At 74.9% G+C, this 16,886-nt stretch carries 12 protein-coding genes; 5 read left to right on the top strand and 7 right to left on the bottom strand.

Annotation, left to right across the window (positions count from 1 at the left end; genetic code table 11):
* Positions 1-46 precede the first annotated feature (46 nt).
* Entirely contained in the window at positions 47-3,076 is a 3,030-nt protein-coding gene (locus AC07VC_RS14825) for an Rne/Rng family ribonuclease (RefSeq protein WP_494675733.1), read from the bottom strand.
* Between the two features lie 305 nt (positions 3,077-3,381).
* On the opposite strand from AC07VC_RS14825, the gene AC07VC_RS14820 reads away from it, so the two are divergent.
* On the top strand, positions 3,382-3,990 hold the full coding sequence (locus tag AC07VC_RS14820) for a vitamin K epoxide reductase family protein (protein ID WP_494675732.1): 609 nt from the start codon (positions 3,382-3,384) through the stop codon (positions 3,988-3,990).
* 61 nt (positions 3,991-4,051) lie between these two features.
* Here AC07VC_RS14820 and ndk read toward each other — a convergent pair whose 3' ends face one another.
* The 6 genes from ndk to AC07VC_RS14790 all read right to left on the bottom strand — a co-directional run bounded on the left by ndk (position 4,052) and on the right by AC07VC_RS14790 (position 11,541).
* Positions 4,052-4,471 carry a nucleoside-diphosphate kinase gene (ndk, locus tag AC07VC_RS14815; protein WP_494675731.1) on the bottom strand — a complete coding sequence of 140 codons (420 nt, stop codon included), beginning with the start codon at positions 4,469-4,471 and terminating at the stop codon, positions 4,052-4,054.
* 11 nt (positions 4,472-4,482) lie between these two features.
* Complete coding sequence (locus AC07VC_RS14810) at positions 4,483-4,971, bottom strand: DUF4233 domain-containing protein (RefSeq protein WP_494675730.1); 489 nt, start codon at positions 4,969-4,971, stop codon at positions 4,483-4,485.
* A complete protein-coding gene (locus tag AC07VC_RS14805; protein WP_494675729.1) occupies positions 4,968-6,536 on the bottom strand; it encodes a bifunctional folylpolyglutamate synthase/dihydrofolate synthase in 1,569 nt (522 codons plus the stop codon). Before AC07VC_RS14805 ends, AC07VC_RS14810 begins: the two co-directional genes overlap by 4 nt.
* Positions 6,533-9,856, bottom strand: coding sequence for an isoleucine--tRNA ligase (gene ileS / locus AC07VC_RS14800; protein WP_494675728.1), 3,324 nt, complete (start codon positions 9,854-9,856; stop codon positions 6,533-6,535). The genes AC07VC_RS14805 and ileS overlap by 4 nt, the downstream gene beginning before the upstream one ends.
* Before the next feature lie 249 nt (positions 9,857-10,105).
* The gene (locus AC07VC_RS14795; protein WP_494675727.1) at positions 10,106-10,861 is read right to left on the bottom strand and encodes a class I SAM-dependent methyltransferase; all 756 of its coding nucleotides are present in this window, start codon (positions 10,859-10,861) and stop codon (positions 10,106-10,108) included.
* A 74-nt stretch (positions 10,862-10,935) separates the two neighbouring features.
* Complete coding sequence (locus AC07VC_RS14790) at positions 10,936-11,541, bottom strand: TetR/AcrR family transcriptional regulator (protein ID WP_494675726.1); 606 nt, start codon at positions 11,539-11,541, stop codon at positions 10,936-10,938.
* A gap of 101 nt (positions 11,542-11,642) precedes the next feature.
* On the opposite strand from AC07VC_RS14790, the gene AC07VC_RS14785 reads away from it, so the two are divergent.
* Genes AC07VC_RS14785 through AC07VC_RS14770 form a run of 4 tightly spaced genes read left to right on the top strand, consistent with a single transcriptional unit; the run spans position 11,643 to position 16,880 of the window.
* Positions 11,643-13,289, top strand: a complete 1,647-nt coding sequence (locus AC07VC_RS14785; RefSeq protein WP_494675725.1) for an ABC transporter substrate-binding protein — start codon at positions 11,643-11,645, stop codon at positions 13,287-13,289.
* A complete protein-coding gene (locus AC07VC_RS14780; protein WP_494675724.1) occupies positions 13,286-14,320 on the top strand; it encodes an ABC transporter permease in 1,035 nt (344 codons plus the stop codon). Before AC07VC_RS14785 ends, AC07VC_RS14780 begins: the two co-directional genes overlap by 4 nt.
* Entirely contained in the window at positions 14,317-15,177 is an 861-nt protein-coding gene (locus tag AC07VC_RS14775) for an ABC transporter permease (RefSeq protein ID WP_494675723.1), read from the top strand. Before AC07VC_RS14780 ends, AC07VC_RS14775 begins: the two co-directional genes overlap by 4 nt.
* The gene (locus AC07VC_RS14770; RefSeq protein ID WP_494675722.1) at positions 15,174-16,880 is read left to right on the top strand and encodes a dipeptide ABC transporter ATP-binding protein; all 1,707 of its coding nucleotides are present in this window, start codon (positions 15,174-15,176) and stop codon (positions 16,878-16,880) included. The genes AC07VC_RS14775 and AC07VC_RS14770 overlap by 4 nt, the downstream gene beginning before the upstream one ends.
* Positions 16,881-16,886 lie beyond the last annotated feature (6 nt).

Here is a 16,886-nt window from a genome sequence, read left to right as displayed (position 1 = left end):
GCTCCGGGCCCCTCGTCGTGCGGCCGCCACGGGGACGGCCGCGGGATCAGCTCGCGTCGTCGGTCGGGGCCGGCGTCGTCAGCGTCGCGGTCGAGACCCGGCGGCTGCGCGCGCGCCCCTGTCCCGGCTCCTTGGGCTGCGGCAGCGCGTCGAGCACGGAGCCGAGGAGCTGCTCCGCGTCGGCGGAGCTGACGCGGCGCGGTGCCGTGCGGGCGCTCGCGACGGGGATGTCGAGGATCTGCACGGGCTCCAGGCGGATGGCCTCGCGCGGCTCCAGCGTCGAGAGCGCGGGCTCCTCGACGGCGGCGTCGACGGGCGTCGGGTCCTCGGCGGGAGCCGCGGTCTCGACGGGAGTCCGCGTCTCCGGCGCCTCGGCGGTCGCGGACGACGCGCGTCCCCGGCCGCCCCGGCTCCGGCGCGGACGGTCGCCGCGCGGCTGCTCGTCCGTGGACGCCGCCGCGGGCACGGCGGGCTCCGCCGCGCGAGCCGCGGTCCCCTCGTCGGGCGTCCGGACGACGTCCTCGACCCGGTCGATGGCGTCGTTCACCGTCTGGATGGTGCTCGTCGCGATCTTCGCGAGGGCGGAGCGCGCGTCGTCGGTGATGCTGTGGGTGCTGGCCGCTGGCGTGCGCTGCTGCTGCTGCTGCGCCTGGCCGCCGCCGCGCCCGCCGCCGTTGCCGGCGCCGTTCCCGCCGCCGTGCTCCTGGCCCTTGCCGCCGCGACGGCGGCCCTGGCCCTGGATCGGCTCCTGCGGCGTCTGCTTGTGCGCCATGAGCGGGTCGTGGTGGATGATGATGCCCCGCCCGGCGCACGTCTCGCAGTTCTCCGAGAACGACTCCAGCAGCCCGAGTCCGAGCTTCTTGCGGGTCATCTGAACGAGCCCGAGCGAGGTGACCTCGGCGACCTGGTGCTTCGTGCGGTCGCGGCTCAAGCACTCCACCAGGCGGCGGAGCACGAGGTCGCGGTTGGTCTCGAGCACCATGTCGATGAAGTCGACGACGATGATGCCGCCGATGTCCCGCAGGCGCATCTGGCGGACGATCTCCTCCGCGGCCTCGAGGTTGTTCTTGGTGACGGTCTCCTCGAGGTTGCCGCCGGATCCGACGAACTTGCCCGTGTTGACGTCGACCACGGTCATGGCCTCGGTGCGGTCGATGACGAGCGAGCCGCCGGACGGCAGCCAGACCTTGCGGTCGAGCGCCTTCTCGATCTGCTCGCTGACGCGGTGCTCGTCGAACGAGTCCTTCTCGCCGCGGTACGTCTCGACCCGGTCGATGAGGTCGGGGGCCACCCCGCGGAGGTAGCCCTCGATGATCTCCTGGGCGTCGCCGCCGTCGATGACGAGCTTGTGGAAGTCCTCGTTGAACACGTCGCGGATGATCTTCAGCAGCAGGTCGGGCTCGGAGTGCAGGAGCGCGGGCGCCTGCGCCTTCTCGACCTGGCGGCTGATCTCCGCCCATTGCGACGTGAGCCGCTCGACGTCGAGCTTCAGCTGCTCCTCCGTCGCGCCCTCGGCCGCGGTGCGGACGATGACGCCCACGTTCTCGGGCAGCACCTCCTTGAGCGTCTTCTTCAGGCGCGCGCGCTCGGTGTCCGGGAGCTTGCGGCTGATGCCGTTCATGGACCCGTTGGGGACGTACACGAGGTAGCGGCCCGGGAGGCTGACCTGGCTGGTGAGGCGGGCGCCCTTGTGGCCCACCGGGTCCTTGGTGACCTGCACGAGGACGCGGTCGCCGGGCTTCAGCGCGACTTCGATGCGGCGGGCGTGGCTGCCGCCGCCCTTGTCGGCGTTGGCGGCTTCCCAGTCGACCTCGCCCGAGTAGAGCACGGCGTTGCGGCCGCGGCCGATGTCGATGAAGGCGGCCTCCATGCTGGGGAGCACGTTCTGGACCCGGCCCAGGTAGACGTTTCCGATGAGGGAGGCCTCGTCGGCGCGGGCGACGTAGTGCTCCACGAGCACCTGGTCCTCGAGCACGCCGATCTGGATCTTGCCGTCGCGCGACCGCACGATCATGCTGCGGTCGACCGACTCGCGGCGCGCCAGGTACTCCGACTCCGTGAGCACGGGGCGACGGCGTCCGGCGTCGCGGCCGTCGCGGCGGCGCTGCTTCTTGGCCTCGAGGCGGGTGGAGCCCTTGATGCGCTGCGGCTCGGTGATGAGCTCCGGCTCGCGGGGCGTGCGGACCTTGACGACGGTGCCGGGCGCGTCGTCGCCGTCGCGGCCCTCCTCGCCGGAGCGGCGGCGCGCGCGGCGGCGCACCGACGGGGCGTCGTCCTCGTCGTCGTGGTCGTCCTCGCGGTCGCGCACGCGGCCGTCGCGGCCGGTGCTGCGGTCCTGGCCGCGTCCGCCGCGGCGCGAGGAGCGCGAGGGCCGCTCGTCGCGGTCGGCCTCGTCGTCCTCGTCGCGGTCGTCCTCGCGCCGGTCGTCCCGCCCGCGGCGGGGAGGCAGCGGCGCGATGTCCGGGGCCTGGAAGAAGACCGACAGGGACGGGAGGGTGCGCGCGGGGGCGGCCGGCGCCTCCGTCGTGGGCTCCTCGTCGGCGGCGGCGTCCGTTCCCGCGGGGGCGGGCTCGGGAGCCGGGGCGTCGTCGTCGGTCGCCTCGGCGGCCGGTGCGTCGGTCGTCTCCGCGGCGGGAGCGGTCACGGCGGCCTTGCGCGGGGCGCGCTTGCGCGGAGCGCGAGCGGCGGGCGCCTCGTCGGCGGGCGCGGCGCCCGCCTGGGCATCGGCGGACGTCGGCGCCTCGGCGGACGCGGGCGCCTCGGCGGACGCGTCGACGCTGGCGCCGTCCGGCTGGGCGGCCGCGGGCGCGGAGGCGGCGGCGCTCGCGCGGCGGGAGCGACGCACGACCGGCGCCTCCTGCTCGACGGGCGTGGACTGGGTGTCGTCGTTCTCGTTCAGGGTGTGGCCCTTCGCTACGGAGGCGGCGGGCGTGCCGCTCGCCTCGGGGGACGCGGACGCGGGGAGGGCGGGCGAGCCGCCGGTCCCCGTCGCCGCGGTCGGCTCGGCGCGGCGGCCGGTCAGCCGCTCGAAGAGGCTGGGTCGCCTCCTGCCGGTGTTCTCGTCTCTCTCCACCATCTCTGGTGCACTCCTCAACCGGGAGGTACGGCCGCGCCGTACCCCGGTAGCTCTCCGAGTGGATCCCCGCGTTCGCGGTTCTCCGTCGATCCTGGTCTGCGACTTCCGGCCCGAGGCTACGGTCGTGCGCACTGGTACGGAACTGGCTATCCGCCGCCGGACGTGCCGTGCGGCCCGGGTCTGCCCCGGGAAAGACTCTTCATGGCGGTCGTCCCGCGCGGCGGGTCGACCTGCCAGCCAGTATCGCATGCCGACGCCCACCCGGCCGTCAGGGTCGGGAGCGGGCGGTCTGCCATGATCGCCGCATGACCGCGACCCGGGCCCCCGTGCACCCCCGCTCCCTGGCCCTCCTGCTCGTCGTCACGGGCGTCGTCGGGTGGATCGGGTCGTTCGTCCTCGTGCTCGAGCGGCTGCACCTGCTCGAGGAGCCGGGCGCGTCGCTCTCGTGCGACATCAACCCGTTCATCTCCTGCGCGACCGTCATCGAGTCCGCGCAGGGCGCGCTCCTCGGGTTCCCGAACCCGCTCATCGGGGTGGCCGCGTTCGTGGTGCCCGTCGTGCTCGGCATGGCGCTCCTCGCCGGGGCGCGGTTCGCACGGTGGTTCTGGACCCTGTTCGCGCTCGGCACGCTGGGCGGGTGGCTGTTCGTCACCTGGCTCTTCACCCAGAGCGTCTTCGTCATCGGGGCGCTCTGCCCGTACTGCCTGCTGGTGTGGAGCGCGATGATCCCGCTGTGGTGGGGCACGCTCTCGGCCACCGCGCGGTCGGGTCTCATCCCGGTGCCCGCCGGCGTCCGCCGGGCCGCGGACGCGGTGGCGCCCTACGCGTGGGCCGTGGTCGTGCTGAACTACGCCGTCATCGTCGTCGCGATCATCGCGACGTTCCCCGCGCTCATCCCGACGCTCCTCGGCTGAGCCGGGCGGGATGCGAGAGGGGCCGACCGGATCCGGTCGGCCCCTCTCGCGTGCGCTCGCCCTAGAACCAGAGGGCGAGCTCGCGTGCGGCGGACTCGGGCGAGTCGCTGCCGTGGACGAGGTTCTGCGCGACGGCGAGGCCCCAGTCGCGGCCCAGGTCGCCGCGGATGGTGCCGGGCGCGGCACCGGTCGGATCGGTGGTGCCGGCGAGCGAGCGGAAGCCCTCGATGACGCGGTTCCCCGCGACGCGCACGGCGACGACGGGACCGGACTCCATGAACTCCACGAGCGGCTCGTAGAACGGCTTGCCCTGGTGCTCCTCGTAGTGCTGCTCGAGCAGGGTGCGCTCGGCCTGCAGCATGCGGAGGTCGACGATGCGGTAGCCCTTGGCCTCGATGCGGCGGAGGATCTCGCCGGTGAGGCCGCGGGCGACGCCGTCGGGCTTGACGAGGACGAGGGTCTCCTGGACGGGTGCGGTCATGGGGGGATCTCCTACGGGGTGGGAGCCGGCGGCTCATCGGTCGGGCGGTGGTCGGTGGGGAGGTCGTCGGCGCGGTCGGCCGCGGCGGCCTGCTCGTCGAGCATGGCCTGCTCCCAGGCGCCGCGCGCGGCGGCCTTCTCGCGGTCGATGCGGGCGCCTTGGACCATGGCGTAGATCCACAGGAGCAGGAAGAACCCGCCGACCGCGTACATGGCGGGCAGGACGAGGCCGGTGAGGACCACGAGGACCTGCACGACCCAGCCGGCGCGGACGCCGAGCGGGGAGCGCAGCGAGCCGACGACGGCGAGCATCGCGAGCACCAGGAGCGCGCCGCCGCCGAGAGCGGGGAGCGCGGGCAGCGCCTCGAGGCCGAAGGCGACGAGGCTCGCGAGGAACACGACGATGACCTGGAAGCCCATGACGATGGAGCCGAGGATCTCGACCGTCGTGCGGGGCGGACGGGGCCGGCGGGTCCGGGCGGGCCGTCCGTCGGTGCTCACGCGGTCTTCCAGCCCGCCTGGTCGGCGTGGGCCATGGCCTCGCCGACGAGGAGGATCGAGCCGGTGACGAGCGCCGCGCCCTTCTCGGTCTCGCCCGCCGAGTCCCGGGCGTCCTCGAGGGCGGTGCGGAGGTCCGGCTCGACCGTGACGCGGTCCCGGCCGACGACGCCGACGACGACGCGCGCCAGCTCGTCGGGGTCCACCGAGCGCTCCGACGTCGACGCCGTGACGATGAAGTGGTCGACGACGGGCGCGAGCTCGCGCACGATGCCCTCCGCGTCCTTGTCCGCGAGGACGCCGAGGACGGCGGTGACGCGGTCGAACGTGAAGTACACGGGCAGCGCCGCGGCGAGCGAGGCGGCGCCCGCGGGGTTGTGGGCCGCGTCGACCAGCACGGTCGGCTCCGTGCCGACGACCTGCAGCCGCCCGGGGCTCGTCGCCGTGGCGAGGCCCTCGGCGAGCACGTCGTCGTGGATGGCGTGGTCGCCGCCGCCGAGGAACGACTCGACCGCGGCGATCGCGACCGCCGCGTTCTGCGCCTGGTGCGCGCCGAACAGCGGCAGGAACACGTCGCGGTAGGTGCCCGCGAGGCCTTGCACGGAGACGACCTGGCCGCCGACCGCGAGGGTCGTCTCGAGGAGGCGGAACCGCTCCCCCTCCATCGACCACGTGGACTCGGTGAGCTCGGCCGCGCGCGTGAGCTCGGCGACCACCTCCGGCACCTGCGCCGCGGAGACGACGTCGGACGCGGGCTTCACGATGCCGGACTTGGTGCGCGCGATCTCGGCGACCGTGGATCCGAGGCGCTGCGTGTGGTCGAGCGAGACGGGCGTGAAGACCGCGACCTCGCCGTCGGCGACGTTCGTGGAGTCCCACTCGCCACCCATGCCGACCTCGACGACCGCCACGTCCACGGGCGCGTCCGCGAACGCCGCGAAGGCGAGCACGGTGAGCGCCTCGAAGAACGTGACGGGCTCCTCGCCCGCGGCCACGAGCTCCTGGTCGACCATGTCGATGAAGGGCTCGACGTCGGCCCAGTTGCGGCTGAGCGCCTCGTCGGAGATGGGGAGGCCGTCGACGACGATGCGCTCGTTGAACCGCACGAGGTGCGGGCTCGTGAACAGGCCCGTCCGGAGGCCGGCGGCGCGGAGGATGCTCTCCGTCATGCGGCTCGTCGACGTCTTCCCGTTGGTGCCGGTGACGTGCACGATCTTGTACGCGCGCTGCGGGTCCCCGAGGAGCTCGACCACGCGCCGGGTGGCGGAGAGCCGCGGCTGCGGCGCCTGCTCCCCCACGCGCGACAGCAGTGCCTGGTACACGAGGTCGCCCTCGCGCTCGAAGTAGTTCTCGTCGTCGACCTCGCGGCCGGCGACGATCGACCGCTCGGCCTCCCGGCGGAGCTCCGCCGCGTCGTCCGCGAAGAGCTGGTCGTCGCTCAGGCCGTCGACGTCGGGGTCGAGCGCGCGCGCGGCGGCGTCGACCCCCTCGTCGCCCTCGGGCTCGAAGTCGTCGTCGCGCCGGGGCTCGTCGTCGTCGAAGGGCCGTCCGCCCTGCTGGTCGCTCATGCTCGCTCCACCTCGATGTACAGGGGCGATCCGCCGCCGACGGTGATGCCGGCTCCCGGATCCGCCACGGCGTCCGCGTCGATGCGCAGCGCCACGGCCAGGGTCTCACGCGCGATGAGGTCGCGGAACCGCTCCGCCGCCTCGGCGCCCGGCGCGTCCAGGCGGATCACGAGGGCGATGCGGTCGCTCACCTCGAGCCCCGCGCCCTTCCGCGCGTCCTGCACGTTGCGCACCACGTCGCGCGCGAGGCCCTCGGCCTCGAGCTCGGGCGTGAGCGCCGTGTCGAGCAGGAGGTAGCCGCCGCCCGGCAGGAGGGCGAGCGCCTGGTCGGCGCGGTCGCCCGCGACCTCCAGCACGAGCTCGTACTCGCCCGCCACGAGCGGCACGCCGCCCGCGACGACCTCCCCGTCGGACTCGGTCCAGTCGCCGGCGCGGGCAGCCTGGATGACCTGCTGCACGCCCTTGCCGAGGCGGGGCCCGGCGACGCGCGCGTTCACGGTCAGGCGGCGGGTGATGCCCGCGTCCGACGCGCTCGTGGGCGTGAGCTGCTCGACGACGACCGCCTTCACGTTGAGCTCGTCGCGGAGGATGTCCTCGAACCGGGCGAGCCCGTCGGCGTCGTCGCTCACGACGGTGAGCCGCGCGAGCGGCTGGCGGACCCGGAGGCCCGACTGCTTGCGCAGCGAGAGCGCCGTGGAGGCCACCTGGCGCACGCGGTCCATCACCTCCACGAGCCGGTCGTCGGCCGGCAGGTCGTCGGGCTCGGGCCAGTCCTCCAGGTGGACGCTGCGCCCGCCCGTGAGGTCCTTCCAGATGCGCTCGGAGACGAGCGGCAGGAGCGGGGCCGCGACGCGCGCGACCGTCTCGAGGACGGTGAAGAGGGTGTCGAACGCGGCCGTGCGCGTGACCGTGCCGTCGGCTGCGGTCTCGACGCCCGCCCAGAAGCGGTCCCGGCTGCGGCGGACGTACCAGTTCGTCAGCACGTCGGCGAAGTCGCGGAGGGAGGCCGCGGCGAGCGTGGAGTCGAGCGCCGTCAAGTGCGCCGTCACCTCGGTGACCAGGCGGCGGGTGCGGGCCAGGATGTAGCGGTCCAGCACGTCGTCGCTCGACGTGTCGCGGTGCGCCTCGTAGCCGCCCGGCGCCGCCGAGTTGGCGTAGAGCGAGAAGAAGTACCAGGTGCTCCACAGCGGCAGCAGCACCTGCCGGACGCCCTCGCGGATGCCCTCCTCGGTCACGACGAGGTTGCCGCCCCGGAGCACGGGGCTCGCGAGGAGGAACCAGCGCATGGCGTCGGATCCGTCCCGGTCGAACACGTCGTTGACGTCCGGGTAGTTGCGGAGCGACTTCGACATCTTCTGGCCGTCGTTGCCGAGCACGATCCCGTGGCTGACGACGCTCGAGAACGCGGGACGGTCGAACAGGGCCGTCGAGAGCGCGTGCAGCGTGTAGAACCAGCCGCGGGTCTGCCCGATGTACTCGACGATGAAGTCGGCTGGGCTGTGGGCGTCGAACCACTCGCGGTTCTCGAACGGGTAGTGCACCTGCGCGAAGGGCATCGAGCCGGAGTCGAACCAGACGTCCAGCACGTCCTCGATGCGGCGCATGGTGGAGCGGCCCGTCGGGTCGTCGGGGTTCGGGCGCGTCAGCTGGTCGATGAACGGGCGGTGCAGGTCCGTGGGGCGCACGCCGAAGTCGGCCTCGAGCTCGTCGAGGCTGCCGTACACGTCGATGCGCGGGTAGGCGGGGTCGTCGCTCTTCCAGACGGGGATCGGGCTCCCCCAGAAGCGGTTGCGGCTGATGGACCAGTCGCGGGCGTTGCCGATCCACTTGCCGAACTGGCCGTCCTTGACGTTCTCCGGGGTCCACTCGATGCCCTGGTTGAGGCGCACCATGTCGTCGCGGAAGTCGGTGACGCGCACGAACCAGCTGGAGACCGCCTTGTAGATGAGCGGGTTCTTGCAGCGCCAGCAGTGCGGGTACGAGTGCTCGTAGCTGGCCTGGCGGATGAGGCGGCCCTGGGCCTTGAGCATGCGCGTGAGCGTCCTGCCCGCGTCCGACCACAGCTCGCCCGCGACCTCGGGGACGGTGTCGACGAAGCGGCCGCCCTCGTCCAGGGACAGGATCACGGGGATGCCCGCGGCGGCGCAGACCTGCTGGTCCTCCTCGCCGTAGGCGGGCGCCTGGTGCACGATGCCGGTGCCGTCCGTGGTCGTGACGTAGTCCGCGACGAGCACCTGCCACGCGTTCCCGGTGCCGAAGCGCTCCGTGTCGGCGTAGAAGTCCCAGAGGCGGTCGTAGGCGACGCCCTCGAGCTGACGGCCGAGGACCGTGCGGGACACGGCGGCGCGCGCCTCGTCGGCGGAGGCGTAGCCGAGGTCCTTCGCGTAGTTCCCCACGAGGTCCTGCGCGATGAGGTACTCGGATCCGAGCACCTCGGCGGCGAGCTGCACGGAGGACGCGCGGGGCAGCGAGTCCGGCGCCTCGGAGTCGGGCGTGCCGGCGGGGCCCGCGGGCACGACGGCGTACGTGATGTCCGGTCCGACCGCGAGCGCCATGTTCGTGGGCAGGGTCCAGGGGGTCGTCGTCCAGGCGAGCGCGCGCACGGCGGTGAGGCCGAGCGACTCGGCCTTGGCGCCGACGAGCGGGAACGTGACGGTGACCGACTGGTCCTGGCGCATGCGGTAGACGTCGTCGTCCATCCGCAGCTCGTGGTTGCTCAGCGGCGTCTGGTCGTGCCAGCAGTACGGGAGCACCCGGAAGCCCTCGTACGCGAGGCCCTTGTCGTGCAGCTCCTTGAAGGCCCAGATGACCGACTCCATGAAGTCGATGTCGAGCGTCTTGTAGTCGTCCTCGAAGTCGACCCAGCGCGCGGAGCGGGTGACGTACTCCTCCCACTCCCCCGTGTACTCGAGCACCGAGCGGCGCGCGACGGCGTTGAAGGCCTCGACGCCCATCTGCTCGATCTCGCTCTTCTCGGTGATGCCGAGCTGGCGCATCGCCTCGAGCTCCGCGGGCAGGCCGTGCGTGTCCCAGCCGAAGCGGCGGTGCACCTGCCGGCCGCGCATGGTCTGGAAGCGCGGGAAGGCGTCCTTGGCGTAGCCGGTGAGGAGGTGCCCGTAGTGCGGGAGGCCGTTGGCGAAGGGCGGGCCGTCGTAGAAGACCCACTCGTCGCATCCCTCGCGCTGCGCGACGGAGGCGCGGAAGGTGTCGTCGCGCTTCCAGAACGCGAGGATGCCGGTCTCGATCTCCGGGAAGCGCGGGCTCGCCGCGACCTGGTCGGGGGCGTGCGGGTCGTCGGGGACGGGACGGGGGTAGGTCATGGCATCTCCTGCGGCGTCGGCTCTCCGCGAGGACGCCCGGATCCCGTGTGCGGATCCCCGAGCGCGGTACCACCCCGCTTGCCACGCGACGCGCGGCCACTCTCCAGAGGCGATGACGGGCCCGACCCGTTCGGTTCTACCTGCCCCGCGGTCGTGCGTGCGGGGCTCTCTTCCGAAGGCTCCCCGGTGATGGCCGGATCGGCGCCTGTCCCACGATCCTAGCGCGCGCTCCCGCGGGTGCCGCAGCCCCTAGCCGCCGAGCTGGGCGCGGTAGGCGTCGGCCCGCCAGGGGAGCTCGAGCTCGTCGCGCCCCGCGGTGTCGGGGTGGGCCGCGAGGAGCGTGCGGACGTCGTCGAGCGCCCGCGCGCGCTCGGGGTCGGGCAGCACGATGAGGCGGCTGATGGATCCGGCGAGCGCCACGACGTCGTCGGGGGTCGTGCGGTGCCGGTGCGGGAAGGAAGCGTGCTCGACGGGGCCGAAGCCGGGGAACGGGCCGGGCTCCCGCCCGGGCCCGCGCGGGCGGCGTCCCGGCTGGAGGAGCGCGTCGAGCTCGCGGACCCAGTCCTCGCGCACGTCCATCGCGTTCCACACGAGGCAGAGGCGGCCGCCGGGGCGGAGGACGCGCGCGGCCTCGCGGGCTGCCTCCCCCGCGTCCATCCAGTGCCACGCCTGGGCGACGAGGACCGCGTCCTCCTCGCCGTCGCCGAGGGGCATCGCCTCGCCGGATCCCGCGCGGACGTCGACGTCGGGGGACGCCGCGGCCAGCACGGCGCGCATGCCGGCGTCGGGCTCCACCGCGGTGACCTGCAGGCCGCGCGCGGCGAGCAGGCGCGTGAGCTTGCCGGTGCCCGCGCCGAGGTCGACCACGCGGCGGGCACCCGAGGGGAGCATCCACTCGACGGCGGCCTCGGGGTAGCCGGGGCGCACGCGGTCGTAGTGGTCGGCCACCGCGCCGAAGCTGGAGGCGAGGGCGTCGTGGTCGGGGCGGCGGGCGTCGTCGGTCATGGGATCATCCTGGTCCGCCGAGCGGGGCGCGGCCGGCGGGGCCGCCCCCGGGGGCGCGGCGGCCGTCCGGCGGCTCAGCAGAGCTGCGCCGCGAGCGCGGGACGGAGCGGGTCGAGCGCCCGGCGCACCGCGTCCTCCAGCGGCCCGCGGGCGACCCCGTCGGCGGCCCAGGCGACGACGGCGGCGGCCGTCGCGGCGGCGATGACGGCCGCGGCCACCCGCACGCGCGCGTCGGCGGCGCGGAGGCCGGCACCGCGCGCGAGGGCCTGGGCGACGGGATCCACGAGCGGCGCCGCGCGGGCGACGCCCTCCCCCGCGACGGCCGCGCCGAGCCCCATGACCTCGTGCTGGGTCAGCGCCAGCGGCAGCCACCCCTCGCCGCGGTCGCGCGCCGCGTCCACGAGGGACTCCACCACGGCGTCGACGGGCGGGCGTCGGAGGTCCGCCGCGGCCAGCGCCTGGCCGAGCGCGTGCAGGGTGTCGTCGAGGCCGGCCCAGAGGAGGTCGGCCTTGGAGGCGAAGTAGTTGAAGAAGGTGGCGCGGCTGACGCCGGCGCGCTGCGCGATCTGCTCCACCGTCGTCGCCGCGTAGGTGTTCTCGAGGAAGAGCTCCGCGGCGGCCTCCTCGAGCGTCGCCCGCGACGATCGGCGCGGGCGGCCGGCGGGACGGGCGGAGGTCATGCGCCCATCCTGGCGCACGGGCGTCGTCCGGGACGCGTATTGTTGGACGCGGTACAGAAACCCCTCCCCGCGCCCGACCGGCGCTCCCATCGGAAGCACCCATGATCCCCACCTCGCGCGCCCGCGCCCTCGCGGGCCTCGGCGCCCTCGCCGCGACCGCCCTCGTCCTCTCCGGCTGCACCCCCGCCGCCCCCGAGGCGCCCACCACGCCCGTCTCCGGCGGCACGCTCGTCTACGCGTCGGGCGACGCCGAGCCCGAGTGCCTCGACCCGCACGTCGGCGGCAACTACCCGCAGGCGCTCGTGTCCTCGCAGTTCCTCGAGCCGCTCGTGTCGCTCGACGGCGAGGGCGGCATCACGCCGTGGCTCGCCGAGACCTGGGCCTGGAGCGACGACGGGCTCGGCCTGACGCTGCAGCTGCGCGAGGGCGTGGCCTTCACCGACGGCACCCCGTTCGACGCCGACGCGGTGGTCGCGAACATCCAGCACGTGCAGGACCCGGCGACGCTCTCCAGCACCGGGTACCTCGCGCTGCAGGCGGTCACCGACGCGACCGCCGTCGACGCGTCCACCGTTCAGCTGACCCTCTCCACCCCCGACAGCGCGCTCCTGGAGTCGCTCTCGCAGCCGTGGCTCGCCATGGAGTCGCCCGCCGGCATCGCCCGCGGCACCGACGCGAACTGCGCCCAGCCGATCGGCACGGGCCCGTTCGCCGTCGAGCGGTGGGACCGCCAGCAGTCCATCTCGCTGGTCCGCAACGACGACTACTCCTCGCCGCCCGCCGACGCCGAGCACACGGGGCCCGCGTACCTCGAGCGCATCGACTGGCGCTTCCTGCCCGACTCCGCCTCCCGCTACGCCGCGCTCCAGAGCGGCGAGGTCGACGTGATCGACAACGCGCAGCCCGACGCGATCGCGTCCGCGACGGCCGCCGGGACGCTCGGGGAGCTGGACGCGCCGCGGCCCGGCGCCTCCAACCGCATCGAGCTGAACTCCGGGCAGGCGCCCTTCGACGACGCGCGCGTCCGCGAGGCCTTCGTCCGGTCGGCCGACGTCGACGCCGGCATCACAGCCCTGTTCCAGGGCACGGCCGAGCGCTCCCACTCGCCGCTCGCGAGCACCGAGCCCGCCGGCGTCTCCGACCCCGACCCGTTCGAGATCGACGTCGACCGCGCGGGCCGGCTGCTCGACGAGGCCGGCTGGCAGGCGCGGGACGCCGACGGGATCCGCACGCGCGACGGCCAGCGACTCACCCTCCGCTTCCCCGTGAGCACCAACCAGTCGATCCCCGCGGAGCAGTCGCTCTTCGAGCAGATCCAGGCCACCACCAAGGAGGTCGGCTTCGACGTGCAGCTGGAGCCCTTGGACCTCGGCTCCTGGTACGAGGCCCTCGGGGACGACGCGTACGAGCTCGTCAGCGCCCCCTACACGAAGGCCGGACCCGACGTGCTGCGGATCCTGTACGACACCTCGGGCATCACCCCCGCCCCGAGCGGCTACTTCGCGAACCACGCCAAGGTGTCGGTCCCCGAGATCGACCAGGCGCTCGCCGAGGCGCGCTCCACGACCGACCTGGACCGCCGGAACGCGCTCTACGCCGACGTGCAGCGCCGGGTGATGGAGGGGCACTGGATCCTGCCGCTCTACGACCAGCAGAACCACTTCCTGCTCGGCACCGACGTGCAGGGCCTCCGCGCGCTCCCGTCGGTGGCGACGCCGACGCTGTACGACACCTGGCTCGCCCGGTGACCCGGGGCCGCGCCACCGCGTCCCGCTCCCGCGTCCCCGCCCTCGCGCGGTCCGTGGGCGCGCGGATCGGCGGCGCGGCGCTCGTGCTCTGGGCGGTGGCGACGGTGACGTTCCTCGCCGTGCGGCTCATCCCGGGCGATCCCGCGCAGGCCGTCCTCGGCGGGCCGGGCTCGCAGGCCCCGCCCGAGGCGGTGGCCGCCGTGCGCGCGGAGTACGGCTTCGACCAGCCGCTGATCGTGCAGTACCTCGCCCAGCTCGGCCGGCTCCTCCAGGGCGACCTCGGCCGCTCGTACGCGCTCCGCGAGGACGTGGCCGCGGTGCTCGCGCGCCAGCTGCCGGGCACGCTGCTCGTCGCGGTGCTGGCGCTCGTCGTCGCCTGGGTCCTCGCGCTCGGGCTCGCCCTGGTCTCCACGGGCGCCGGGCGCGTGGCGGGGGCACTGGGGGCGGGCGTGGAGATCGTCGCCGCGTCGCTGCCGCACTTCTGGATCGGCGTGGTGCTGATCCTCGTGTTCTCCACCGGCCTCGGCTGGCTGCCCGCGGTGAGCGGATCGGGACCGGCAGGGCTCGTCCTTCCCGTGCTCACGCTGGCGATCCCGCTGGCCGGCTTCCTCGGCCAGATCATGCGCGAGGCGCTGCTGGACGCCCTGGACTCCCCCTTCGCGCTCGCCGCGCGCGCCCGCGGGGAGTCCGAGGCGGGCGTCCGGCTCCGGCACGCGCTCCGGCACGCGGCCGCTCCCGGCATCGCGTTGTCCGGCTGGGCGTTCGGCTTCCTCATCTCCGGCGCCGTGGTCGTCGAGCAGATCTTCGCCCGGCCCGGCCTCGGACGCACGGCCCTCTCGGCCGTGACGAGCCGCGACGTGCCCGTCATCGTGGGCGTCGTGCTCGTGGTTGCCGTGATCTACATCGTGCTCACCGCCGTGACCGACCTGCTCGCGCGCCTCGTCGACCCGCGCCTGGTGGACGCCCGCACCGGTCCCGTGCCGACCTCCGCGCCCGGAGCCGACGCCGACGCGCCGGCGGTCGCGCGATGAGCGATCCCCGCGCCGAGACGCTCCTCGCCGCCGCGCCCTCCCGGCCGCCGCTGCGCGTCCTCGCCGCCGCCGGCACCGCGGGCGCGGGCCTCGTGGTCGCACTCCTCGTGGCCGCCGCGCTCGCGCCCGGCCTCCTCGCGCCCGGGGACCCGCTCGCCATCGCCCCCGCCGAGGCCTTCCGGCCGCCGGGTGCCGGGCACCTGCTCGGCACCGACGAGTCGGGGCGCGACGTCCTGACGCGCGTCGTCCACGGCGCGGGTCCCAGCCTCGTCATCGGCGTGAGCGCGACGGCCATCGGGCTGGGCCTCGGCGCGGTCCTCGGGCTGCTCGCGGCGCTGCTCGGGCGCATCGCGGACTTCGCGGTCAACCGCGTCATCGAGGTGGTGTTCGCGTTCCCGGGCCTGCTGCTGGCGCTCTTCCTCATCGTGATCCTCGGGTCCGGCATCGGCAGCGCCACCCTCGCCGTGGGGATCTCCGCGGCGCCCGGCTACGCGCGCATCATCCGCGGCCGGGTCATGTCGGTGCGGCGTTCCGCCTACGTCGAGGCCGCCACGGTCCTCGGGCGTCCGCCGCTCGTCGTCCTCGCGCGGCACATCCTGCCGAACACGGCGGCCCCCCTCTTCGTGCTGGGGACGCTGGGCGTCGGGCAGGCGATCGTCTGGGCGTCGTCCCTCAGCTACCTCGGCCTCGGCACGGTGCCGCCGGATCCGGAGTGGGGCGCGATGCTCGCCGCCGGGCGCACCTACATCGGCTCCGCTCCCTGGCTGACGGTCGTGCCCGGGCTCATGATCGTGCTCACCGCGACGGCCTCGACCGTGCTCGGCCGCGCCCTCGAGCGACGGGTGCGCGCCTCGTGAGCCGCGATCCCTCGTCCGGGCACCGCCCCGCGTCCGCCGACGCCACGGCCGGCGCCTCGCCCCTGGCGCTCCGCGTCGAGGACCTCCGGGTCTCCTTCGCCGGCGTCCCCGTCGTCCACGGGGTCTCCCTCCGCATCGCCCCCGGCGAGTGCCTCGCCCTCGTCGGCACCTCGGGCTCCGGGAAGAGCGTCACGGCGCGCAGCCTCCTCGGCCTCGCGGGCGCGGGCGCCGAGGTCCGCGCCGACCTCCTCGAGATCGCCGGGCGCGACCTGCGCGACGCCGGTCCCCGCGAGTGGCGGCGGGTGCGCGGCACGGGGGTCGGGCTCGTGCTGCAGGACGCGCTCTCCTCGCTCGACCCGCTGCGCCCCATCGGCCGCGAGATCGGCGACGCCCTCCGCCTCCACGGCATGCGCGACCCGCGCGCACGGCGGGCGCGCGTGCTCGAGCTGCTCGAGCGGGTCGGCATGCCGGATCCCGGGACGCGCGCGCACCAGCGCTCCGGCGAGCTCTCCGGCGGGCTCCGGCAGCGCGCGCTCCTGGCGGCGGCCCTGGCGCTCGACCCGCCGCTGCTCGTCGCCGACGAGCCCACGACGGCGCTCGACGCCACCGTGCAGGCGCGCATCCTCGACCTGCTCGCCGACCTGCGCACGCGCGGGCAGGCGACCCTGCTGGTCAGCCACGACCTCGCCGTCGTGGCCCGCCTCGCCGACCGCGTCGCCGTGATGCATGACGGCCGCATCGTCGAGGAGGGCCCCACCGCGGACGTCCTCCGCACCCCCGCCCACCGCCGCACCCGGGTCCTCGTGGCGGCCGTCCCCACGGGCGTCCCGCGGGGCGTCCCGCTCTCGGAGGCGCGGCTCGAGGCCGCCGCCGCCCGGACACCGGCGCCCCCCGGTGCCCCGGCGACCGCCGCCGGGGACGTAGTCCTCCGCGCCACCGGCCTCGGCCGCTCCTACCGGGGTCCGGGCGGCACCGTCCGCACAGCCGTCGACGACGTGGACCTGGAGGTCCGCCGCGGCCGCACGCTCGGCCTCGTCGGCGGGTCCGGGTCCGGCAAGACCACCGTCGCGCGGCTCCTCCTCGCGCTCGAGGAGCCCGACGCGGGCAGCGTGACTCTCGACGGCGAGCCGTGGAGCGGGATCCCCGAGCGCGCCCGCCGCACCCGTCGGCCCCGCGTAGGCGCCGTCTACCAGGACCCGCTCGCGTCGTTCGACCCGCGCTGGACGGTCGGCCGCATCCTCCAGGACGCCCTCGCCGTGGCGGGGCTCCGCGGCGCGGACGCCGTCGACTCCCCGGCGACGCTCCTCGCGCAGGTCGGCCTCGATCCCGCGCTCGTCCTCCGCCGCCGACCGGCACGCCTCTCGGGCGGCCAGCGCCAGCGCGTCGCGATCGCCCGCGCCCTCGCGGCGCGGCCCGACGTCCTGCTCTGCGACGAGCCGGTCTCCGCCCTCGACATCGCCGTGCAGGCGCAGGTGCTCGACCTGCTCGACGAGCTGCAGCGCCGGCTGGGCCTCGGCATCCTGCTCATCTCCCACGACCTCGGCGTCGTGGCGCACATGAGCGACGAGATCCTCGTGATGGACGAGGGCCGGGTCGTCGAGCGCGGGTCAGCGGACGAGGTGCTCGCCCGTCCCGCCCATCCCGTCACGCGGGCGCTCCTGGCCGCCGTCCCCCGGCTCGACCCCGACCCCACGTCGCGCTGAGGGCCG

This window comes from Clavibacter sp. GW821-FHT01D01 (assembly GCF_059422605.1).
This window is presented reverse-complemented; position numbering and strand designations above follow the sequence as displayed.